Source organism: Plantibacter sp. CFBP 13570 (assembly GCF_014841395.1).
Taxonomy (GTDB): domain Bacteria; phylum Actinomycetota; class Actinomycetes; order Actinomycetales; family Microbacteriaceae; genus Plantibacter; species Plantibacter auratus.
This window is the reverse complement of the sequence record NZ_JACYTW010000001.1, coordinates 197,149-217,583: the sequence shown is the minus strand read 5'-3', so window position 1 is coordinate 217,583 and position 20,435 is coordinate 197,149. Positions and strand designations below refer to the sequence as shown.

Genomic DNA, 20,435 nt, shown 5'->3' with positions numbered 1-20,435 from the left:
GGCGGTCCCGGCCCAGCAGTCGGTGCAGGCACCGCCGGCCGCGCCCGCGCAGCAGCAGCCCCCGGTCCCACAGCAGCAGCAGCAGCAGCAGCAGCAGGTTCCGGGCCAGCCGACCGCCCCGGCTCGAAGAGATCTGCGCGATGCACCCTCGTTCCTCGCGCCGCCCACGATCGGCCCGGCGCAGCACGGGCTCGCCGGCCTGCTCAACAAGCTCGGCTTCTCGGTGCCACCGTCCGCGAGCGAGCGCGCCGAGCGTGACGACGTCCACGCCGTGTCACGCCACTTCCCGAGGCGTCGCACCATCTCCGTCGCGAACCAGAAGGGCGGCGCCAACAAGACGCCGACCGTCGTCAACCTGTCGTCCGTCTTCGCCCGGTACGGCGGTGGCGGTGTCGCGGCCTGGGACAACAACGAGACCATGGGCACGCTCGGCTGGCGGACCGAACAGGGCGGGCACGACTCGACCGTCCTCGACCTCCTCGCCGCGGCGGGCGACCTCCTCTCCCCCGGTGCCGAGCGAGCCGACCTGTCGCGGTTCGTCCACCACCAGCCGGGCGACAAGTACGAGGTCCTGCGATCCGCGGCCGACGGCGAGCACGTGGTGACCGCCGACGAGGTCGACCTCGTCCATCGCGTCCTCGCGAAGTACTACCGCCTGATCGTCATGGACTCCGGCAACTCGGCCGGTGCCCCCAACTGGCGCCGCATGGTGGAGCTGACCGACCAGCTCGTCATCCCGACCACGACCGTCGAGGACAAGAAGGAGGGCGCGCGACTCACCCTCACCGCTGTCAGCCGCGTGAGCGAGCGCGGTGCTGAACTCGCGCGCAACGCCGTCGTCATCGTCTCCGAGGCCGAGGCCAAGGACACGTCGATCGCCAACGCGTACGCCGAGGACTTCCGACCCTACGTGCGCGACGTGGTCGTCGTACCCTTCGATCCCGCGTTGAAGAACGGCGTCATCCGTCACGACGCCCTGCGGTCGAGCACGCAGCGGGCGTGGCTCGCAGCGGCCGCCGCGGTGTCCCGCGGACTCTGACCGGGCCATGACGCAGGGAGGATCGGAGACCGGGATCACGCGGGCGGCCGCGCTCGGCGACTACCTCAGGGCTCGTCGAGGACTCGTCCGACCGGAGGACGTGGGTTCGTCCCGGAGGACGGTCGGCGGGTCGCCGGACTCCGACGCACCGAGGTGATGGTGTTCCCCTCCTGATGAGCGTGCGGTCAGAGCTGCAGGGAACGGGCGATCTCACGGCCGTAGTCGCTGATCGCCCGCGCGACCGGGAGCCGCTCGGCCTCGTATTGCGCGAGTGCCGCCTCAACACCGAGCCGCAGGTCCAGGCCCGCGGCGAGCGCGAGTGCATCGCCGGCCGCTTTGGCGGCTCCCCTGGCGGTGTGCGGGCGGACCACGGCTGCAGCGTCTCCGAGGAGCGCGATGCGACCGCTCGTCATGCGCGGCGGCACGTAGTCGTAGATCGCCTGCATGAATGGGCGCGGCTCGGCTGCCACCGCTGCGGCGAACGGCGGCGGGAGGAGCTGCTCCGCCTCGGCGAGGAGTCGTTCGCGGAGCTCGTTCGGCAGGTCGCCGGGCGCGGTCGAGGAGCTCCCGGCCGGCCGGCGCGTCAGCCGCATGAGGTCGGCGAGTTCGTGCTCGGACATGCTGCGGTACCAGACCCAGCTGTAGCGGCGTGCACCGGGCTCGGTCTCCCCGTCCGCGCCGGGGACGAGGTACCCGAGCATGTGCACCTCGGGACCGGAGTAGAAGGCGAAACGTCCGAGCAAGGTGCGTGCGGCGGCGGCTGGGAGCTCGGCTTCGGGGATGAGGCCGCGCCAGGTGATGTACCCGGCGTACCGGTTGCGTTCGTCGTCGGGGGCGACGGCATGCCTGGTGACCGAACGGAGTCCGTCGGCGCCGACGACGAGGTCGAACTCGTGCAGCTCCCCCGTCGCCGTCTCGACGGTGGCACCCTCGTCGCGGTCGTGCACGGTGGCGACTGCTTGTCCGAGCCGGTACCCCTCGGGCGGGACGAGGCTGCGGAAGACCGAGTAGGTGTGGTCCCAGGAGACTTGGATCTGCGGTGTGGGGTCGCTCGTCAGGACCCGGCCGTCTCGAGCGAGGGTGATGCGATCGGTGGCGACCACGCCGACGCGGGCCTCGGCGTCACGGCCCACCGCGTGCAGCAGGTCGTAGAGCTCCTGCTGGGCGACGAGCCCCGCGCCGCGGCGTTCGAGCCCGGTCCTGGACCGCTCGAAGACCGTCACACGATGTCCGCGACGCGTGAGGAGGGAAGCCGCGAACAGGCCACCGAGGGAGCCGCCCACGATCCCGATCGACAGGCGCTCTCCAGCAGGTGTCGCTCGCATCGCGCCCCCTTCTGATGGTCTGCTTCCACCGTAGGTCGGGCGGGTCACGCCTCGTTGCGACGTCCGTCGGAAGTCCGGTGCCGAGCCATGCGCGCCGCTCGCCGCTGGAAGACCCCGCGTCACCGACGCGCCCGCTGCACGATGGCGTCGAGGGCGTCGAGGTAGGACTCGAAGGCGACTCGCCCCTCCATCGTGAGTGCGATGCGGCGGCCGCGGCGGTCCGTGTCGCTCTTCCCGACCTCGATCACCCCGGCGTCGGCGAGCGCCGAGAGGTGCTTCGAGAGCGCCGACTTGCTGACGCCGGTGATGCGCAGGAGCGAGGCGAAGTCGGTGTACTCGGCGGGCGCGAGTGCGGACAGCAGGGCGAGGCGGGCAGGCTCGTGGAAGAGCGGGTTCAGCGCCCGGCGGCTGACCGCGGCGTCCTCGGCGCCATCGTCGTCAGGCATCGCGCGACCCCGACCGTCCGCGGAGCGGCGTGGAGCCGTTCGCGAGGCGCACCAGTGCGGGCAGACAGGCGGCGAACACGACGACGGCTGCGACGACCGCGGACACCGTGTTCGGTACGGAGACGCCTGCGGAACGGGCGATCCACTGGGTCACGACGTAGACCACGGCGACCGCAACGCCACTCGCAGTGAGCAGCAGGACGCCGGTCCGGTCCGACCAGTCGAGGCGGAGCCTCACCGGACGCGCGAGGGACAGGGCGACGAACCCGATGGCGACGAGTCCGAGCAGCCAGACCATGTCGAGGTCGACGACGACCCCGAGCGCGATGATGAGTACCGCGGTGAGGATGGCGGTGGTGAGCGCTCCCTGGCGGGCGGAGCGGCGCGAGGCGTCTCGCGCCTGGTTCAAGCGGTCCTGTTCGTCTTCATGATCCATGATCGACCTCCAGTCGTTGCGTCTGAAGAAACTATCACAGTGTTTCCCCAAAGGAAACAACCAACGTCGAGCTCACTGCACTCGAGGTCGCGGTGGCGGTCGCGGTGGCGGTCGCGGTGGCGGTGGCGCAGGATGAGGGCGGCGGGAGCTCCGCGGCGACCCCATCAGGACGACTCGGCCTCCACCACTCCGGCGAGCGCACTGACGATCGGGCACGGCACCGACGGATCGACGCACTGGGCATCGAGTAAATCCGAGATGGCAGAACGCGTCCGTTGCAGGTCGGCGACCTTCTCGTCGATCTCCTGCAGCTTCTGCGCGGCCGCGGCGGCGACGTCACCGGCGGAAGCGCCGCCGCTCCGCGCCGCTTGAGACAGCCGGTCGAAGTCGTGGAGCTCCGCCAGCGTGAACCCGAGCTCTTGGCCGCGACGGAGGAACCGGAGGCGGACGACATCGGTCTCCCGATAGTCGCGATAACCGCCGGTGGTCCGTTCGGGCTCGGCGAGCAAACCGGACCGTTCGTAGAACCGGACGGTGGACACCTTCACCTTGGCCAGCCGGGCCAGCTCAGCGATACGCACAAGCCGACCCTAGGCCAAGGCCGCCCGACGAGCCGACAGCATGACGCCGCCCTGGACGACCGCCCACAGCAGCTCGAACACGAGCATCCCGAGGACCAGCGGTGACGCGCCATCCAGCAACGCGGCCCCCATGCCGAGCGAGAAGAGCAACCTCCCAGCCGTGTCGGCCACACCGGCCGCCCACGTCGGGCGCACCAGGCGGAAGGCCGACCAGACCACCACGAGCGAACCCATGAGGTTGGCGAACATCACCGCGAACACGTCTCCAGGGTCGGGAACGACCCCGGGAAGTGCCAGTGCGGAGTGGATGACGCCCAATCCGGCGAACAGCGTCGGTGCGGTGAACGGTAGGGCGAACCCGGCGGTGACGACGAGGTCGTAGAGGGCGGACAGGCGCACGGTGCGTCGCACGATCGAGGAAGTCATGTCCTCACTGTCGACCCTGCACCCCGGTGCAAGGTCAAGGCCCACCCCACACACTCCAGCGAGAGCTCGGTGATGGGCCAAGAGCTCCGGAGACAGCTGGCGGCACGCCGTCTCGGCGATCAGAGGTCGAGGGACAGCCGCCGACCGAGCGCTTCGATCGCGGCCTCGTCGCGCTGATAGTGCGACCACTGGCCGATCCGGGTGCACGTCACGAGGCCGGCACGCTGAAGTGTCGCCATGAACTGCGAGGCGGTCGACTGTGACACCTCGGCCCTCGCCTGGATGTGCTTGAGGCATACGCCGACCTCGGCCGCCGGCTGATCCTGCGGCGGGAACGACTCAGGATCCTTCAACCACCCGAGGATCGCGAGGCGAGTCGGATGGCCGAGCGCTTTGAAGATCGCCACCAGGTCCAAGTCGTCAGCGTTCGTCATACGTCGACCATATCGCAATATCGCGATTCCACGATGTTGTGCGACACTGTGGATCGGTAAATCGCGATCTAACGATGGAGATGTCATGACACAGCACACAGCACTGGTGGTCGGAGCCCGCGGAGTGATCGGCGGGAACCTGATAACACACCTCGAGGGGCTCGGCTGGGACGTGATCGGGTTGTCCCGCCGCGGCGGTACCGACCGGGGATCAGTCAGGCACCTCGCGGTGGACCTGCTCGACCGCGACGCGACCATCCACCAGTTGCGGGGCCTGTCGGAGGTGACGCACCTGTTCTACGCCGCCTACCAGGACCGCCCCAGCTGGGCCGAGCTCGTCGCACCGAACCTCGCGATGCTCACCAACGTCGTCGACGCCGTCGAAGCCGTCGCGCCGGGCCTCGAACACATCAGTCTGATGCAGGGCTACAAGGTCTACGGCGCACACCTGGGGCCCTTCGCGACACCCGCGAAGGAGTCCGACCCGCCGCACATGCCGCCGGAGTTCAACGTCGACCAGCAGCAGTTCCTCGAGCGCCGCCAGGTCGGGGCGGCCTGGTCATGGTCGGCGTTGCGGCCGTCGGTCGTCGCCGGGATCGGCCTGGGCAACCCGATGAACCTGGCGATGGTCATCGCCGTCTACGCGTCCATGAGCAAAGAGCTCGGCATCCCGTTGCGCTTCCCGGGGAAGCCCGGCGCGTACACGAGCCTGATCGAGATGACCGACGCCGACCTCCTCGCGAAGGCCACCGTGTGGGCGGCGACCACGGAGCATGCCCGCAACGAGGCGTTCAACATCACGAACGGCGACCTGTTCCGGTGGTCGTCGATGTGGCCGAAGATCGCCGCCTTCTTCGACCTCGACGTCGCGCCGCCACTCGAGATGAGCCTCGCCGAGGTGATGGCCGACAAGGAGGCCCTGTGGAACGCGATGGTCGAGCGGCACGGCCTCGCGCCCACCAGCTACGCCGAGGTGTCGTCGTGGGCGTTCGGTGACTTCGTCTTCGCGTGGGACTACGACGTCATCGCCGACACCTCGAAGTCCCGCCGAGCCGGCTTCCACGAGTACGTTGACACGGAGGCGATGTTCCTCCGGATCTTCCAGGACCTGCGAGAGCAGCGACTCATCCCGTAGGCGTCGGGTCAGTGATCCGCACAGGACGGATCACCGATCCACCGGATGGTCGATGTGCCGGCCGCCATCGCCTGACTAGCGTCGCAGTATGGTCGAGCGAACCGCATCACCGACACTGCTGCCCGGGCCCGATCCGACTCGCGCTTCAGGCCACGACCAGGTGGTGCGACGTCGACAGCTCCGAGCCGCAGGCATCCTGCTCCTGCTGCAGGGTGTCCTGATGGAGGGGCTGGTCGCCCTGGCGCTGCCGGTACTCCTGATCCTCGACGTTGCGCCAGACGATCTCCCGACGGGGATCCACGTCTTCGCGCTCCCCTACCTCGACGACAACCTCGGTCTCATGATGTTCATGGGCAGTGTCTTCGGTGCGCTCAGGACGATCGGAGCGATCGGGGTCCTCCGCAATCGGCAGTGGGGCTTCGCGCTCTCTCTCGTGAACTGCACCGTCACGCTGGTGCTGATGATCTTCATGCTGCCCGCCGGAGTGGCGGACGGGCTCCTCTCGGGCGGCGCGCTCCTGCTGCTCCTGCTGGGGCGGTTCGGACGGGCGGAGATCCTGCCGGAGCCGCGGTCGGCGGCGTAGAGCTGGGATCGCCACGGACACTCCGGTGAGCGACCGCTATCGATCGAAGTCAGCGAGTGCGACCCTCGCCACCGCCGCGATCAGCGCGTCGTCATAGTCCCGCTCGGGATCGAGTGTGTTCGTGAGGATGGTCAGGACGATCGGGTCGCCGCCCGGCCGGTCGATGATCGCGATGTCGTTCCGGATCCCACCCGCACCCCCGGACTTGTCGGCCACCTGCCATCCCGCCGGCGCACCGGCCCGGATGAGGGTGTCGCCCGTCGCGTTGCCGCTCATCCAGGCGAGAAGCGTCGCCCGGTCGGCGGGCTCCAGGTAGGAGCCGTCGACGAGGCGGGTCAGGTTGTCGGTGAACGCGGCAGGGGTGGTGGTGTCATCGGTGCTGCCCGGTTCGATCACGTTCAGCAGCGGCTCCGCGTTGACGACCTCGGTCACCTCATCGCCGAGCGCACCCAGCGCTGCATCCAGCGCTGCCGGCCCACCGATCCGGGCGAGGACGAGGTTGAGGGCCGTGTTGTCGCTCCGCCGGACGGCGGCCTCGGCGAGCTGCGACAGAGTCAGGCCGGTCTCGACCTGTTCACTCGTCACCGGCGAATAGCCGGCCGCCTCGACATCCTCAGCCGACCAGGTGACGACTTCGTCACGCGCCGAACCGCGCACCTCGTGGAGGAAGACCGCTGCGGCGAGCGCCTTGATCGTCGAGGCATACCCGAAGCGCTCGTCAGCCCGGTATGACAGGCGCGCACCGGTGCCGGTGTCGACGGCGCTGATGCCGACGCGCGCGCTGAACTCGGCCTCTAAGGCTTGAAACTCGACGGACCGGTCGGGCATCGACGTGGGCGGGGCCGACGTTGGCGCCGAGGTTGGGGAGCTCGGCGACGCCGAAGGGGACGGAGTAGCGGAGGCGCACCCCACGAGCCCGAGCACCAGCCCACCGGCCAGGGCGACGGCGACGACCCCACCGGTGCTCCGCGTCATCGACGAACGCCTGCCTGCTCAGCGACCTGGTGGTCGAGGCGCTCGAGGTCCGCCTCGACCATCGCGATGTCCCGCGCGAACGCGTCGTCGTCCAGCTCGATCTGCCGCACGGTGAACACCACCTCGGCACCCTCCGGATGCGCCAGCACGCGGACCGGGTTGGTCACGACGGTCCCCGACGGCAGGGTCACGTCGTGGTCGAGCACACCGAAGCGGTTGCGCTCGACGAACCGGACCTCCACCCGACCCATCGGCGACTCGACGAAGAGTGTGTCGCCCTCGCGGACCACCTCGGCCTGCGCGAGACCGGCCGCCCACCGCGGGAGGTTGTCGATGTCGGACGCGTATTCGTAAACGGCTTCCGGCGAAGCGCCGATGACCCGGCTCACATGGTGACTTCTCATGACCGCATCCTGCCACCTCGGTGTGGGATCCATCCGCCACGTCCCGCCTGCGGATGATGCTCCGCGAGCGGGATCGTCCTGCGGGCTGACGATTCGACCATCGACGATTTGTAGCCTGGAGGCATGCCCGGCATCACCCGCAGTCGACCGCCCTTGCCATCACCGGCCCCCATGGAACAGCGACGTCGTCGGCGTCGGCGTGGCCTCATCGCTGCCGTCGTCACGGCATCATTCCTCGCGCTGGTGGTCGGCGGCGCGGTCGTCGCCGCGCCGCTCCTGCGGTCGTACGGGATCTACCTCGTCCCGCCGTCGCCGCAGACGTACGCGGAGGTCGCGCTCGACGCCATGCGACAGGGTGTCGCGGCCACACCGGAACGCTACGCCGAGGTGCGGGCACGGGCCATGGCCTCCGTCGCGGACGCCTCCGACTACGCCGACACCTACGGACCGATCGCGGAGGCGGCGACCGAGTTGGGAGGTCCGCACACCACCTTCAACGATCCTGCGGCCGCGGCGGAGCTGTTCGGCCCGTCGTCGGGGTCCGAGGCCGAGAACGAACCGCCCACCGTCACGTCCACCGACGGTGTGACGACCATCCGGCTCCCGACACTCATCGGTGGCGGCTCCGGGAGCGACTCCTTCGGCCAGCGATACATCGACACGGCCGTCGACGCGATCACCGCCGCCGCGCCCCACACGTCGGCATGGGTGGTCGATCTGCGGGACAACCATGGCGGCAACGTGTGGCCGATGGTGGCCGCCGTGGCACCCCTGCTCGACGACGGCACCGTCGAGACCTTCGAGTCCGTCGACAGGTCGACGGTCGTCTCGGTGTCGGGCGGCGCCGTGTCGTCCGACGGTAACCGACAGAGCGCGGCGACGAAGCCGCAGCCGAAGGTGGACGGCCCGATCGCCGTGGTCATCGACGGGATGACCGGCAGCTCCGCCGAGGCGGTCGCGATCGCCTTCATCGGGCAGTCGGACGTGCACGTGTTCGGGCAACCGAGCTACGGCTTCAGCACGGCCAACCAGCCGGTCCGCCTCTACGACGGTTCGGTCGTCAATCTGACCGTGGCCGTCGACGCCGACCGTACTGGCAAGCGCTACGGCGTTCCGATCGAGCCCGACACCGCCGTCGAGGACTTCACGCAGCTACCCGCGGCGATCAGCACGTGGCTCGCCGACCGCGGCTGAACGATCCGTCCACCGAGAGTGCCCGTTCTGCTCGCCGAACTGCTCCGGAAGTGCAGAACGAGCACTCTCGGCCGCTCGGAACTGGACGTCTGCACCAACCGGATTGGACAGGTGTCGGGACTTTCGACAGACCGGTGAATCGGCCGCCGCGTCGCGTTACCGTGGTCGCGCTCCCACATTCCGTGGAAGCGGAATTCGCGAGAGTCGTTCCGAGCACGGCTTGGCTCGACATGAGCTTGGAGGTCAGTCATGCCATTCGTGACAACGGACGACGGCACGGAAATCTACTACAAGGATCTGGGCGACCCGGCGGCGCAGCCCATCATGTTCCACCACGGTTGGCCGCTGTCGTCGGACGACTGGGACGCGCAGGTGCTCTTCTTCCTGTCGAAGGGGTACCGCGTGGTGGCCAGCGATCGGCGGGGACACGGGCGGTCCTCGGAGATCGGCTCAGGCCACGACATGGATCACTACGCCAGCGACGTGTCGGCGGTCGTCGAGCACCTCGACCTGCGCAACGTCGTCCACATCGGGCACTCGACGGGTGGCGGCCAGGTCGCGCGGTACGTCGCCAAGTACGGCGAGCCGCAGGGTCGTGTGGCGAAGGCCGTCCTGGTCTCGTCCGTGCCTCCGCTGATGGTGCAGACCGACGCCAACCCCGAAGGGACACCCATCTCGGTCTTCGACGGCTTCCGGAGCGCGCTCGCCGCGAACCGGGCGGAGTTCTTCCAGGCCGTGGCTTCGGGCCCGTTCTACGGTTTCAACCGAGACGGTGTCACCGTGTCCCAGCCGGTCATCGACAACTGGTGGCGTCAGGGCATGACCGGTAGCGCCGTGGCGCACTACGAGGGCATCAAGGCGTTCTCCGAGACCGACCAGACCGAGGACCTCAAGGCGATCTCCGTGCCGGTCCTCTGCATGCAGGGCGATGACGACCAGGTCGTGCCGTACAAGGACGCGGTCATCAAGCAGGCCGAGCTCCTCAGCAACGCGACCCTCAAGGTCTACGAGGGCTTCCCGCACGGCATGCTGACCACCCACGCCGACGTCATCAACCCCGACCTCCTCGCCTTCATCGAGCAGTAAGGGAACCAACGCCGGAGTCGGACGGCGCACCCGGGTGATCTCGGGTGCGCCGTTCGTGTGATGGCCGAGTCCGGCCGTCGCAATGACCCGACGTCGATCCCTCGGCGGATGTCTCCGCTGGTGTTCGGGCGAACGGTCGACTCAACGACGCACACATGGACCCGACGCGCCCAGGACGAGGACCGGCCCCCACTCGGACGTGTCAGCGAATTCGTCGAGACGCACGTAGTAGCCGTCATCGGAGATGAAGGAGACGCCACTCGTGAGGTCTGAGGAGTCGTCGGCTGCGACCACCTTCTCGACCTTCCAGGCCGCCCTGTCGGCATACATCGCTGCAGCCTCGTCCAACCAGGCGTTGCGATCGAAGTCCTCCGCGACGCTCACGGTGATGCTGCCGTCGTACTGGACGGCACCGCCGCTGCAGGCGAGTTCCACGTCGTTCTGGCTCACCGTCGACGCTCCGTCCGGCAAGGTCGCTTCGAACTCCTGACGCAGGGAGAGCGCTTGTTCCTTGGCAGACTCGTAGCTCGGCCCACGGTCGAACACACCACACCCCGCCAGTGCGCCGACGAGACACAGGGCGAGGAGAGTGCTGACGGCGCGGCGCATGGGGACCTTCTTACCACGGCGGCACGTGTTAGACACGAGGCATGAGGCACTTCCCGATGACGCATGAGCTCGGCCGGATCGACGTCGTGACGCTCGACGACATCGCCGCCCTCAGTCAGGACGTCGCACTCGACATCGAGCAGGTGCAGGCGGCCTGGCCGGCGTTCGAGAACTCGTTCGACTCGTTGCGGGGCCGCAGGATGATGGGCCTGGTCTACGGAGGAAGTGACAGGTACCGTATGGCGTCCGCGCGGCTGGACCGGGATGCCGACAACCCGCTCGGCCTGGAAGAGACCGTGGTCCCCGGCGGCGACTACCTCAGGCTGCGTCTTCGCGGCGAGACGCCCGGCGTCTACGCGCAGATCGCCGGCGCGTTCGACGTGCTCTTCGACCTTGCTGATCACGACGAAGACCGCCCCCACATCGAGCACTATCGGCGCGACGGCGAGGTCGACTGCCTCGTTCCAGTCAGGTCGCCCAGCTGAGCTGTCGGCTCAGCCCACCAACGGGTACCAGTGTCGGTCGCGCAGCTGATGCTCGTCATCGTCGAGACGCACCCAGGTTCCGTCAACCATCGGAGTCGCGTCCGAAGCCCACACGCCGAAGTGGGCGGCAGGGACCGGCCAGTCGTATCCGTCGGCCAGCGCCTCCACGACGTTGCGCACGGCGCCGATGAACCGAAGGCCAATGGCCTCGCCGGTGATGCGTTGCGCCAGCTCACGAACGGCCGCCGTCCCGTCCACGTCATCGGATACAGCCTCGAGCATTGGCAGATCGAGCCGCCCTGTGCCCTGCCTCGGCACGCAGAACACCTGGTCGGAGTCGCGGAGGAGCAAACGTACGACCGACATCGGCCGGGGTGGCGTCGTCCGGCGGATCACATCGGCCCTGCCTCCGGGAGGCAGCCACGGCGCGTCGTGCCTCACGTGGACGAGCGTCTCGTCTTCGTTCACGCCGAGAGCGTACCCGAATCGAGGGAGCGCGACCGGTCCCGCCTGCTCGAGCTCTCGGTCAGATGTGCTCAGCGATATCGCTACTCGCTGGCCACTCCGAGCGGCGGGACGATGCCCTGGGCCGCCGCCGCGGCTCGGGCGACGATGAGCGGTGGGTCGACGATCGCTCCGGTGGCGATCAGCGCGTCGAGCTCGGACAGCGGGATGCGCACGAGCCGCACCTGCTCCGCGGGATCCGACAGGTCCACCAGGCCGGAACGGATGCCTCGAGTCGAGATGAACAGGTGTGTCGGCCAGGACGCCCGCCCCGGGTTCATGAAGAAGGTGTGCATCGGTCGGAGGTCGTCCGGAACGATACCGAGCTCCGCTTCGAGCTCACGCCGGGCGGCCTCGAGCGGGGCTTCGTCCGTTCGACCGGCACCGCCCGGCAGGTCGTGGATCCAGCGGTCGAGCGGGTATCGGTACTGCCGGGCGAGGAGCACGTCGTCGCCGTCGATGATCAGCGAGGCGACGGAGAAGGGAACGCTCTCGTCGACGAGATACCTCGATCGCGACCCGTCCGGCAATCGGACCTCGTGGTCGACCAAGGTCACTCGACCTCGGTGGACCGTCGTCTTCCCGAGCGTGGTCCAACGTGATTCATCCGGAACAGACATCCGCCCACCCTACGGTCGAGTGCCGTCCGGCGATCATGTCCTCAGCGGAAGTCGCCCAGCTGACGCTCGACGGGCACCGTGCCCTCGACGATCACGTCACCGGTGTGGGCGGTCGTGACGGTCTCGATCAAGACGATCTCGACCTCCTCGTCGGCGATGGGATTGTGCTGCACGCCCCGCGGCACCACGAAGAACTGGCCCGGCGTGAGCACGACCTCCTCATCGTCGGGGAGCTGGATACGGAGCGTGCCCGAGACGACGAGGAACATCTCGTCCTCGTTCGCGTGGTCGTGCCAGACCAACTGCCCGAGGAGCTTCGCCACCTTCACGTACTGATCGTTGACCCGCCCGACCACTCGAGGCGTCCAATGGGCCTCGACCTGTCGGAGTTCGGCGGCGATATCGATTCCGGAGAGAGCGGTCATGCTTCCATCCTCTCCCGGCTGACGCGCATAGTGGCGCGGCATAGCCCCTCGGTCTCGGTGCGCGCCGGCTCCGTCAGCCGTCCAGCCGGTCCGCCGTCGACGGCTCCTCCGCGCTACGGTTCGCGATCGCACGGACGATCGCCAGGACGTCCTCGACGGCAACCCCGGCCGCATCGCTCGCCTCGACGAGCGCACGAGCCCGTTCGATGACCGCTTGCGGCGCGCGCGAGGCTCCGGGGGCGACACGGGTGCCGGCCGCGGTCCGGGTCACGACGAGACCCTCCTGTTCGAGCGCCCGATAGGCCTTCGCCGCCGTGGCTTGGGCGACCGCGAAGTCCCGAGCGGTCTGCCGCACCGTCGGGAGGCGTTCGCCGTCTCCCAGCAGCCCTGACCGGATCGCGCCGCGGAAGAGTTCGGTGATCTCGTCGGCCGACAGGTGGTTCATCGACCCGACCCGGCGAACTCGACGTCCACGTCGGAGCGCGTTCGTGTGGCGAGCGCCGCTCTGACGGTGTCCACCGCGATTCGGAGCGCCAGAGCGACACCGGCTCCTTGGAGGGCGTAGCCGGCGAGGTTCATCGGCCGGGCGATCGCGCTGTATCCGCCGTCGATGAACAGGCGCGTGTTCGAGACGTTCTCCGACACCCAGTACTCGTCGATCCCGACGAGCGACGTCCCCGCCGACCCCACATGCATCCAGACTGCGCCGAGCGTGGCGGTGAGGCCGGCGAGCATCAGGAGCGTGAACACCCGGGCGGTCGACTCGCGGTCCGGGCGGACACTCGGCGCGGTGGACCGGGCGAGGATCGGCCGGTTGGCGTCGGTGCGGAGCACGAGGACGAGCGTCAGTGCCGCGAGCAGGATGACGATGACCGTGGCGAGGTGGTTCGGCCACCCCGAGCCGGACACGTAACCGAACCCGTTGTTGAAGTTCGTGTAGATCGGCAGGGGCGAATAGTCGGGGACGTGTCCGAAGAACTGGCCGTTCTCAGGCGCCGTCGTCGCACTGGCGATCTGCCAAGTGGCGGTCACCAGGGCGAGCGACGCCGCGATGCCCGCGATCCAGAGCGACACCCGTGGTGCGAAGGTGTTCCACGCCCGCAGCGGCGTGATCGCTCGCTCACCCGGCGCGGGCACGGGGACACGACGTAAGGCGAGCGCCGCGATCACGATCAGGAGGGTCGCCACGACGAGCGGTGCCGGTCGCCGCCACCAACCGTCGTATCCGGACGCGTCGTACACGCCGACGTTCAGAGCACTCGCGAGGGTCGCGGCGGCCACGATCGCGACGGCGCCCGCCGTCCCTGCCCAGCGGAGCACGGTGTGACGGAAGCCTCGCTCGGGCAACGAGACGATGCGACGCGGGCGCACCCAGGACAGCGCGAAGATCGCCAAGCCGAAGGTCAGTGCGTTCTCGAGGGGCAGGATCTGCTTGACCTCGAACAGCAGCGTGAGGAGTGTCGTGAGCATCGGTACCTTTCAGAACGTCGGACGGAGCGCAGCGTGCCTTGTGCTGACAAGGTAGCACAAACTTGTACTGCGAACGCAGCTCAAGCTGGGAGTGGCCTTCCGACCACACACGTGCAGCGCCGGACGCGCCGACTGCACGATCTCAGCGCCCTCCGCATCCGACTCGGCGCCGACATCAAGGCCAACCGGAGTCCGATGCGATGCCGGTGGCGAGTCAATACGGTCGAGGAATGCCGCTCTCTGTACCACGTCGCAGCGCCCTACTGCCGTTCGCCACTGCGACCCTCATCGCTCTCGTCCTACTCGTCGTCCCAGCACCGGCCAGCGTCAGCGTCGTCGGCACGCGCTGGCTCGCTTCCCTCGGCTCGGCCATCCCGAACGTCGAACTCGCCTCGGAGATCGGCCTCGCGCTCCTGGCGGCGACGACGATCTCGACGGCGGCGTTCGCCTGGATCCGCCACCCGGAACGGCGGGCGCGGCTGCTGGCCGGCGCCGCCGGGGTCGGCCTCGCCTACGCCGCGAGCGAGGGACTGAAACTCCTCTTCGCCCAACCCCGACCATGCACCCGGTGGTCGATCGCGACCGAATGCCCGCCGGCCGGTGACTGGTCACTGCCGTCAAACCACGCGACGCTCGCATTTGGAGCGACCGTCGTCATCGCGATCGCCGTCGGCCGATGGTGGGTCACGTGCTCGGCGCTCGCACTGGCGGCGCTCGTCGCCGCCGGCCGGGTCGCGCAAGGCGTGCACTACGTCCACGATGTCGCCATGGGAGCGGTCCTCGGCCTGGCGGTCACCGCCGCCCTCGTCGCCGCTACGGCGACATGGCAGCGCCGCTCGGCCGCGGCCCGCTCGTCGCTGGGGTGACGGTGACCACACCCGTGACCCGACGGCGCACCTCACCTACGATGACGTGATGGTCGACGACAACGAGCGCGGATTCCGTCGCGCCCTCATCGAAGCGAGCGACCACTTCGGGCTCGATCATGAACGCCTCGAGCCGCTCGGCGGGATGACCGGGCGGGTGTTCGGGATCGACGACGTCGTGCTGCGCCTCGGCTCCCCTGAGACGATCGCGCACGAACTCGCCGCTGCGAACGCAGCCTCCGTGTCGGTGCCGGTTCCGGCGGCCCTCGGCACCTTCGTCCCGACCGACGGTGGACCATGGGCGGCCGCGCTCATCGAGCGGGTCGACGGCACCGTCGCCGCCGATCTCAGCGGCGTGACGGCAGAGCGGGCCTTCACGAGGGGTCTCGCCTGCGGTCGTGCGCAGGCGGCGCTGTGGACGGTCACCGCCCCTCCGGCGTTCGCCTCCATCGACGGCAAGCGCTCGCTCCTGCATCTCGATCTCCACCCGTTGAACATCCTGCTGGGCCCGGACGACCGCGTGACCGCCGTCATCGACTGGACCAACGCCGGGGCGGGGTCGCCGGACTACGACCGGGCCAGGACCTCCGCCATCTTCCGGCTGGACCCGCACGCGATGCCGCTGCTCGAGCAGCCGGTGTGGCGGGCGTTCCTCGCGGGCTGGACCGACGGCGCGAACCTCGACGAGGCGTCGACGGCCGCACGCATCTGGGCCTGCCGGTTCATGCTGCACGATCTGCAGCATCGCCACCCCGGGGATGCGTTGGACCATGTGCGTCACGAGCTGGAGGTCCTCGAGCAGGCCGCCGAGAGTGCGCGATCCGTCCCCTGAGACTCCAGGCAAGAGCAGAACGGGCGCTCTTGGCGGCGGCGTCAGACCGGCGGATACCGCATGGCGATCATGCGCGTCTGGCCCCTGCCAGACTGGCGTCGATGATCATCCGCACCGAACGAACCACCCTCGAACCGATCTCACCTGCGCTCGCGCGACGCATCGTCGAACGCGACGAGCGTGACGGTGACGCTTGGCACCCGGAGTACCCCTTCGCCGATGAGCTCGGTCCGCTCCGCGGTCTCGCGGAATCGACCGTCAGCGACCCGATCTTCACGATGTACCTCATCCGTGATGCCGACGGTTCGGCCGTCGGTGGACTCGGCTTCTTCGGACCGCCCGACAGCGACGGTCGCGTCGAGTTCGGCTACGGTCTCGTTCCCGCCGCTCGCGGGGTCGGACTCGCTACGGAAGCAGTCGCCGGCGCACTGTCGTTCGTCGCAGCGCATGGCGCAGAACGGGCGGCCGCGGAGACCGACGTCACCAACCTCGCATCCCAGCGGGTCCTCCTGAAGGCGGGACTCGCCGAGACCGGACGCACGGCCACGACGGTGTCGTTCGCGCGCGAACTCTGACAGGAGACGCAAGCCACGGTCGAGGCCTGATGTCCCCTCGCCCGCGCACGACGTGAGGAGACCGTCTGCGTTCCGGTCATCGGCGTATGGATCCCGTGAGGGCGGTCGCTCGCGCAGACGGCGAGGCGTAGACCGGAGGTCATGACCCTCACGACGATCCTGCCTTCACTCCGCCGCAGCATCCCGGACCCGTTCCTCCCCGACCGCTGGCCGGCACACACCCACCTCAGCACCACGGACGTGATCGTCGACGACGTTCCGATGCTGCGCCTGGTCGAGCAGTGCGGAACCCCGTGCGTCCACTCGGCGGCAGCGGTGATCCCCGGCACAGGCGGATGCCCGTCTCCGGTCGAGTGGACCTCCGTGGTCGTCGCGCGCGTCGTCACTGCGACGTTCGGCGAGGACGGCCATCACCTCACCCTCGACGCCTGTCTCGCAGACGTCGAACCGTGCTGGTCGGAACTCCGGCTGATCGGGCGAGCGTCGACGACGCACACAGTGTCGTTCCACCTCGACAGCGCGGCAGGAACCGAGCAGCGCGTGCTGCTCCCCCGCGACCTCGCGCCCGGCGACCTGCTCGCCGCGCCGTGTCGCGGGGAGGTCACTCAGGCGGTCGGCTCGGCGTCGGGCTTCATCCAGAACGGCGAGTAGTGGTACCCGTCGGGGTCGTCGAACTGGCGCTGGTACATGAACGGGTAGTCGTCGGTGTCGCCGATCCGTCCACCCGCGGCACCGGCCCGCTCGACGAGCTCGTCGACCGCCTCGCGACTGCCGAGGTCGAAGGAGACCGTCACCTTCGAGGGCGTGTCCGGTCCGCCGATCAGCTCCTCGGTGCCGCCGACGCTCGCGTACATCTCTCGGCTCCCGAGCATGACGTATTGCCCGGGAGCGATCTCGAAACAGGAGACCTGGTCAGAGGACATCGCCGCGTTGCGGGTCCAGCCGAGGGCGTCGTAGAAGGCGGTCGCGCGTTCGACGCTCTCGACCGGACACGTGATGAAGAGGCTCATGCGGTCAAGCTACGCCCGGCGTGAGCGCGCCCACAAGGACGTCTTTCCGAGGTTCACTCCGACGGCGCCCACGGCACGGTCGGATCGATCGTCGTCGCGATCCTCGCGCTGATCTCGGCCAGTTGCCGCACCTGCGCCTCCGTGAGCGAGCCGAAGACGAGCTCCTCGACGAGGGCGTGGTGCGCCGGCGTGGACCGGGCGACGTGCGCGTGGCCGTCGTCGGTGAGCACCGCGAGCGTGAACCGCCCATCGGTGGGGTCGACCTCGCGTCGCACCCAGCCCTGCTTCTCGAGTCGCGAGACCGCGCGGGAGAGCCGCGAGAGCGTGCTGCTCGCGTACCCGGCGAGCGTGCTCATCCGGAGTGTGCGGTCCGGGGCGGTGTCGAGCGCGAAGAGCAGCCCGTGCTCGTAGTGGCTCAGCCCGCTGTCTCGCTGCAGCTGGGCGTCGAGTGCCGCGGGAAGCCGCTCCACCAAGGTGGCGACTGAGGCCCAGGCCGCGAGCCGCTCGCCGCTGAGGCCAGGATGTTCGGCGGAATCGGTCATGGGGCAAGCCTATTCGACTTGCTTGAGCAAGTAAACCGACCTAGAGTGACTTGCCTGAGCAAGTGAGGCGGCGTATCGCCGACAGAGGGAGACGACATGGACCTACAACTCCGCGGCAGGACGGCGTTCATCAGCGGATCGACCGGCGGCATCGGTGCCGCCGTCGCGCGGAGGCTCGCTGCCGAAGGCGCACGCGTCATCGTGAACGGACGCTCCGAGCAGGCGGTGCAGGACGCGGTCGCCGCGCTTCGGCGCACGCACCCCGATGCCGGCCACGACGGGATCGTCGCGGATTTCGCCGATCCCGCCTCAGTCGAGCGACTGCTCGGTGACCTCGGCGCCGTGGACATCCTCGTGAACAACGTGGGCCAGTTCGGTCTCGCGGAATTCGAGGCCATCTCGGACGACGACTGGTCCCACGTCCTCGAGGTCAACCTGATGAGCGGCGTCCGGCTGTCCCGGCACGCCCTGCCAGGCATGTTGGATCGTGGCTGGGGGCGCATCCTCTTCATCAGCAGCGAGTCCGGCGTGAACATCCCCGCCGACATGATCCACTACGGCGTCACGAAGGCGGCGATGATCGCCCTCGGCAACGGACTCGCGAAGCTGACCCGCGGCACCGCCGTGACGGTCAACACGATCCTCGGCGGCCCGACCTACTCCGACGGCGTCGCCGCGACGATCGAATCCATCGCCGCATCGCAGGCCGCACCGGTCAACGCCGTGAAGGCCTCGATCATCGGCCAGAACCACACCACGCTGCTCGAACGCTTCATCGAGCCCGAGGAGATCGCCTCGCTGGCGGCCTACCTCGCGAGCCCACTGGCGGCGGCGACGAACGGCGCGGCCCTGCGTGCGGACGGCGGAGTGCTGACCGGGATCCTCTGAACCCAGCCAAGCACTCCGCCGCTCGTCGAGATCACGTCGTCTCGCTGAGGAACTCGGCTCAGGCGTTCCGGCGGCGGACGAGCAGGAACGCCGCGCCTCCGGCCAGCAGCGCCAGTGCGCCACCCACCGACGCCCACAGCTCCGCACCCGTTCGTGCCAGCTCTCCTCCGGGACGCCCATCGGTGGGCACAACAGGAGTCACTGCGGCAGGGACGCCCGTGTACCACGAGGCATCCGACACCGACACGGTCTCCAGGTCGGGTCGCGCGGCACCGGTCGAGTCGGCAGGGGCACCGACGGCCATCGCGGTGTTCATGTAGGGCCCGTCGATCGCCGTTCCGTTCGCGACGCAGGTGACCGACTCGCCGGGGGCGAGCAGCGCGATCACGTTGCCGCCATCACCACAGACGATGTCGGCGCCGTCGACCTGGTCGTCCGTGACGGCGACCTCGGTGAGGTGGGTGTTGCCGGCGTTGCCGACCCGGTAGGTCCAGGCGACGGCGCTGTCGATCACGATCTCCGGGCCGGGTGCCTCGGTGACGTCGTGATCGTTGGTGAACTTCTCCATCGTGATGGCAGGTGCGACCTCCTCGAGCGGGAGTTCGAACGCCCACCACAACCCGGACATGGGAGTGGTGTTCGGCGAGGAGCCGTTCAGCGTGATCGTGAGGTCGGAGATCTCGGTGTTGGTGGTGAAGGTCTGCGTGACGCCGTTCGCGCCGGCCGGGCACACCGAACTGATGTCGACCTGACCCGTCTCCGCATCCACCGTGACCGCGCCGGGGGTTCCGGATCCGGTGTCCGCCCGGTAATCCAGCCAGGACCCGGCGACATCGGAGGACAGCTGTGCGCTCTCCGACGCCCCGTCGCGGCACACATCGACGTCGTTGAAGGCCAGGACCGCGCCGGCGGGAAGGGCACCACCTTGCAGACCGGAGAAGTCGAAGGTGTAGGTGGCGCTCCCCTCGTTGTTGAAGACCGTCCAGGAATCCGCGTACACCTGCCCGACGGGCGTCTGTTCGGCGTTGTTGAACTTGGGTCCGATCGTCGGCAGGAAGGTACCGGCATCTGTCCGACCACTGGTCGACACGGCCATCTGGACCTCGCCGATCACTGCCGGCGGGAGCACCTTGCCGGTCGACGGGTCCGGCTCGCGGAATCGCAGTGGGTAGGTCTGGCCATCAGCCAGCGTGGTCTGGTCCATTCCGGTCAGGCCGGTCACGCCATCGCTGGTCAGGGGCGGGACGGTGGTTCCGATCGGGTGGTCCGGCGTCATCGGTGCAGACGCCGCGTGAGCCGGCGCGGCCATCAGCGTCGAGCCGACGGTGGCGAGGACCGTCAGAGTGATGAGGTTCGTCGTCCGTTTCGTGGACATGGTTCTCCTAGGGGGCGCGGTGCATGGGTGGGCCTCACCGAAGCTGTCGCGAACGCGGGTCATCGACATCCGGTGAAGGGGCGGTGCGGCGGAACGTCATGACGACGCCTCGGGGAGGACGTCAGGTCTCGCCGCATATCGACTCTTTTGAGTAACTGATATGTAAGACG

28 protein-coding genes are annotated in these 20,435 nt (G+C 68.9%); 11 read left to right on the top strand and 17 right to left on the bottom strand.

What is annotated here, in order from left to right; translation table 11 throughout:
• On the top strand, nt 1-1,039 hold a 1,039-nt coding region (locus IFT89_RS01005), incomplete at its 5' end, for a MinD/ParA family ATP-binding protein (protein WP_202937967.1).
• Nucleotides 1,040-1,224: 185 nt separating this feature from the next.
• Here IFT89_RS01005 and IFT89_RS01000 read toward each other — a convergent pair.
• The 6 genes from IFT89_RS01000 to IFT89_RS00975 all read right to left on the bottom strand — a co-directional run bounded on the left by IFT89_RS01000 (nt 1,225) and on the right by IFT89_RS00975 (nt 4,687).
• Nucleotides 1,225-2,364, bottom strand: coding sequence for an FAD binding domain-containing protein (locus IFT89_RS01000; protein ID WP_202937966.1), 1,140 nt, complete (start codon nt 2,362-2,364; stop codon nt 1,225-1,227).
• 119 nt (nt 2,365-2,483) lie between these two features.
• The gene (locus tag IFT89_RS00995; protein ID WP_191939874.1) at nt 2,484-2,810 is read right to left on the bottom strand and encodes a transcriptional regulator; all 327 of its coding nucleotides are present in this window, start codon (nt 2,808-2,810) and stop codon (nt 2,484-2,486) included.
• Entirely contained in the window at nt 2,803-3,246 is a 444-nt protein-coding gene (locus IFT89_RS00990; protein ID WP_191939875.1) for a hypothetical protein, read from the bottom strand. The genes IFT89_RS00995 and IFT89_RS00990 overlap by 8 nt, the downstream gene beginning before the upstream one ends.
• A gap of 164 nt (nt 3,247-3,410) precedes the next feature.
• Entirely contained in the window at nt 3,411-3,827 is a 417-nt protein-coding gene (locus IFT89_RS00985) for a MerR family transcriptional regulator (RefSeq protein WP_202937965.1), read from the bottom strand.
• Between the two features lie 9 nt (nt 3,828-3,836).
• Nucleotides 3,837-4,253 (bottom strand): hypothetical protein, encoded by a 417-nt coding sequence (locus tag IFT89_RS00980; protein ID WP_202937964.1) that lies wholly within the window; start codon nt 4,251-4,253, stop codon nt 3,837-3,839.
• 119 nt (nt 4,254-4,372) lie between these two features.
• The gene (locus tag IFT89_RS00975; RefSeq protein WP_191939878.1) at nt 4,373-4,687 is read right to left on the bottom strand and encodes an ArsR/SmtB family transcription factor; all 315 of its coding nucleotides are present in this window, start codon (nt 4,685-4,687) and stop codon (nt 4,373-4,375) included.
• Between the two features lie 85 nt (nt 4,688-4,772).
• On the opposite strand from IFT89_RS00975, the gene IFT89_RS00970 reads away from it, so the two are divergent.
• Nucleotides 4,773-5,822, top strand: coding sequence for an SDR family oxidoreductase (locus IFT89_RS00970; RefSeq protein WP_244650516.1), 1,050 nt, complete (start codon nt 4,773-4,775; stop codon nt 5,820-5,822).
• Between the two features lie 88 nt (nt 5,823-5,910).
• Complete coding sequence (locus tag IFT89_RS00965; RefSeq protein WP_202937963.1) at nt 5,911-6,405, top strand: hypothetical protein; 495 nt, start codon at nt 5,911-5,913, stop codon at nt 6,403-6,405.
• Nucleotides 6,406-6,441: 36 nt separating this feature from the next.
• Here the strand turns inward: IFT89_RS00965 and bla are convergent, their stop codons facing one another.
• Complete coding sequence (gene bla, locus IFT89_RS00960; RefSeq protein WP_202937962.1) at nt 6,442-7,380, bottom strand: class A beta-lactamase; 939 nt, start codon at nt 7,378-7,380, stop codon at nt 6,442-6,444.
• Nucleotides 7,377-7,784 carry an SRPBCC family protein gene (locus tag IFT89_RS00955; RefSeq protein ID WP_202937961.1) on the bottom strand — a complete coding sequence of 136 codons (408 nt, stop codon included), beginning with the start codon at nt 7,782-7,784 and terminating at the stop codon, nt 7,377-7,379. The genes bla and IFT89_RS00955 overlap by 4 nt, the downstream gene beginning before the upstream one ends.
• Nucleotides 7,785-7,907: 123 nt before the next feature.
• On the opposite strand from IFT89_RS00955, the gene IFT89_RS00950 reads away from it, so the two are divergent.
• Complete coding sequence (locus IFT89_RS00950) at nt 7,908-8,978, top strand: S41 family peptidase (protein WP_202937960.1); 1,071 nt, start codon at nt 7,908-7,910, stop codon at nt 8,976-8,978.
• A gap of 249 nt (nt 8,979-9,227) precedes the next feature.
• Nucleotides 9,228-10,064, top strand: a complete 837-nt coding sequence (locus IFT89_RS00945) for an alpha/beta fold hydrolase (protein WP_202937959.1) — start codon at nt 9,228-9,230, stop codon at nt 10,062-10,064.
• A 141-nt stretch (nt 10,065-10,205) separates the two neighbouring features.
• Here the strand turns inward: IFT89_RS00945 and IFT89_RS00940 are convergent, their stop codons facing one another.
• Complete coding sequence (locus IFT89_RS00940; RefSeq protein WP_124767723.1) at nt 10,206-10,673, bottom strand: LptM family lipoprotein; 468 nt, start codon at nt 10,671-10,673, stop codon at nt 10,206-10,208.
• 86 nt (nt 10,674-10,759) lie between these two features.
• Here IFT89_RS00940 and IFT89_RS00935 point away from each other — a divergent pair, with 86 nt between their 5' ends.
• Nucleotides 10,760-11,158, top strand: coding sequence for an AraC family transcriptional regulator (locus tag IFT89_RS00935; protein WP_307783365.1), 399 nt, complete (start codon nt 10,760-10,762; stop codon nt 11,156-11,158).
• 9 nt (nt 11,159-11,167) lie between these two features.
• Here IFT89_RS00935 and IFT89_RS00930 read toward each other — a convergent pair whose 3' ends face one another.
• The 5 genes from IFT89_RS00930 to IFT89_RS00910 all read right to left on the bottom strand — a co-directional run bounded on the left by IFT89_RS00930 (nt 11,168) and on the right by IFT89_RS00910 (nt 14,177).
• Entirely contained in the window at nt 11,168-11,626 is a 459-nt protein-coding gene (locus IFT89_RS00930; RefSeq protein WP_124767725.1) for an NUDIX hydrolase, read from the bottom strand.
• An 80-nt stretch (nt 11,627-11,706) separates the two neighbouring features.
• Nucleotides 11,707-12,282, bottom strand: a complete 576-nt coding sequence (locus IFT89_RS00925; protein ID WP_202937958.1) for an NUDIX hydrolase — start codon at nt 12,280-12,282, stop codon at nt 11,707-11,709.
• Nucleotides 12,283-12,323: 41 nt separating this feature from the next.
• Nucleotides 12,324-12,707 (bottom strand): cupin domain-containing protein, encoded by a 384-nt coding sequence (locus tag IFT89_RS00920; RefSeq protein ID WP_071262105.1) that lies wholly within the window; start codon nt 12,705-12,707, stop codon nt 12,324-12,326.
• A 73-nt stretch (nt 12,708-12,780) separates the two neighbouring features.
• Complete coding sequence (locus tag IFT89_RS00915; protein WP_202937957.1) at nt 12,781-13,152, bottom strand: GntR family transcriptional regulator; 372 nt, start codon at nt 13,150-13,152, stop codon at nt 12,781-12,783.
• Nucleotides 13,149-14,177, bottom strand: a complete 1,029-nt coding sequence (locus IFT89_RS00910) for a hypothetical protein (protein ID WP_202937956.1) — start codon at nt 14,175-14,177, stop codon at nt 13,149-13,151. The genes IFT89_RS00915 and IFT89_RS00910 overlap by 4 nt, the downstream gene beginning before the upstream one ends.
• A gap of 230 nt (nt 14,178-14,407) precedes the next feature.
• Between IFT89_RS00910 and IFT89_RS00905 the strand changes: the two genes are divergently transcribed.
• The 4 genes from IFT89_RS00905 to IFT89_RS00890 all read left to right on the top strand — a co-directional run bounded on the left by IFT89_RS00905 (nt 14,408) and on the right by IFT89_RS00890 (nt 17,101).
• Nucleotides 14,408-15,043, top strand: a complete 636-nt coding sequence (locus tag IFT89_RS00905) for a phosphatase PAP2 family protein (RefSeq protein ID WP_202937955.1) — start codon at nt 14,408-14,410, stop codon at nt 15,041-15,043.
• Nucleotides 15,044-15,092: 49 nt separating this feature from the next.
• The gene (locus IFT89_RS00900; RefSeq protein ID WP_202937954.1) at nt 15,093-15,875 is read left to right on the top strand and encodes a phosphotransferase; all 783 of its coding nucleotides are present in this window, start codon (nt 15,093-15,095) and stop codon (nt 15,873-15,875) included.
• Nucleotides 15,876-15,976: 101 nt separating this feature from the next.
• Nucleotides 15,977-16,450: a GNAT family N-acetyltransferase gene (locus IFT89_RS00895; RefSeq protein ID WP_192003922.1), complete on the top strand. Its 474-nt coding sequence runs from the start codon at nt 15,977-15,979 to the stop codon at nt 16,448-16,450.
• Between the two features lie 141 nt (nt 16,451-16,591).
• Nucleotides 16,592-17,101 carry a hypothetical protein gene (locus IFT89_RS00890; RefSeq protein ID WP_202937953.1) on the top strand — a complete coding sequence of 170 codons (510 nt, stop codon included), beginning with the start codon at nt 16,592-16,594 and terminating at the stop codon, nt 17,099-17,101.
• Here IFT89_RS00890 and IFT89_RS00885 read toward each other — a convergent pair.
• A complete protein-coding gene (locus IFT89_RS00885; RefSeq protein WP_124767731.1) occupies nt 17,056-17,460 on the bottom strand; it encodes a VOC family protein in 405 nt (134 codons plus the stop codon). The genes IFT89_RS00890 and IFT89_RS00885 overlap by 46 nt on opposite strands.
• Before the next feature lie 53 nt (nt 17,461-17,513).
• Nucleotides 17,514-18,002: a MarR family winged helix-turn-helix transcriptional regulator gene (locus tag IFT89_RS00880; protein WP_202937952.1), complete on the bottom strand. Its 489-nt coding sequence runs from the start codon at nt 18,000-18,002 to the stop codon at nt 17,514-17,516.
• Between the two features lie 96 nt (nt 18,003-18,098).
• On the opposite strand from IFT89_RS00880, the gene IFT89_RS00875 reads away from it, so the two are divergent.
• Nucleotides 18,099-18,890, top strand: coding sequence for an SDR family NAD(P)-dependent oxidoreductase (locus IFT89_RS00875; RefSeq protein ID WP_202937951.1), 792 nt, complete (start codon nt 18,099-18,101; stop codon nt 18,888-18,890).
• A 58-nt stretch (nt 18,891-18,948) separates the two neighbouring features.
• Here the strand turns inward: IFT89_RS00875 and IFT89_RS00870 are convergent, their stop codons facing one another.
• Complete coding sequence (locus IFT89_RS00870) at nt 18,949-20,265, bottom strand: DUF7507 domain-containing protein (protein WP_202937950.1); 1,317 nt, start codon at nt 20,263-20,265, stop codon at nt 18,949-18,951.
• Nucleotides 20,266-20,435 lie beyond the last annotated feature (170 nt).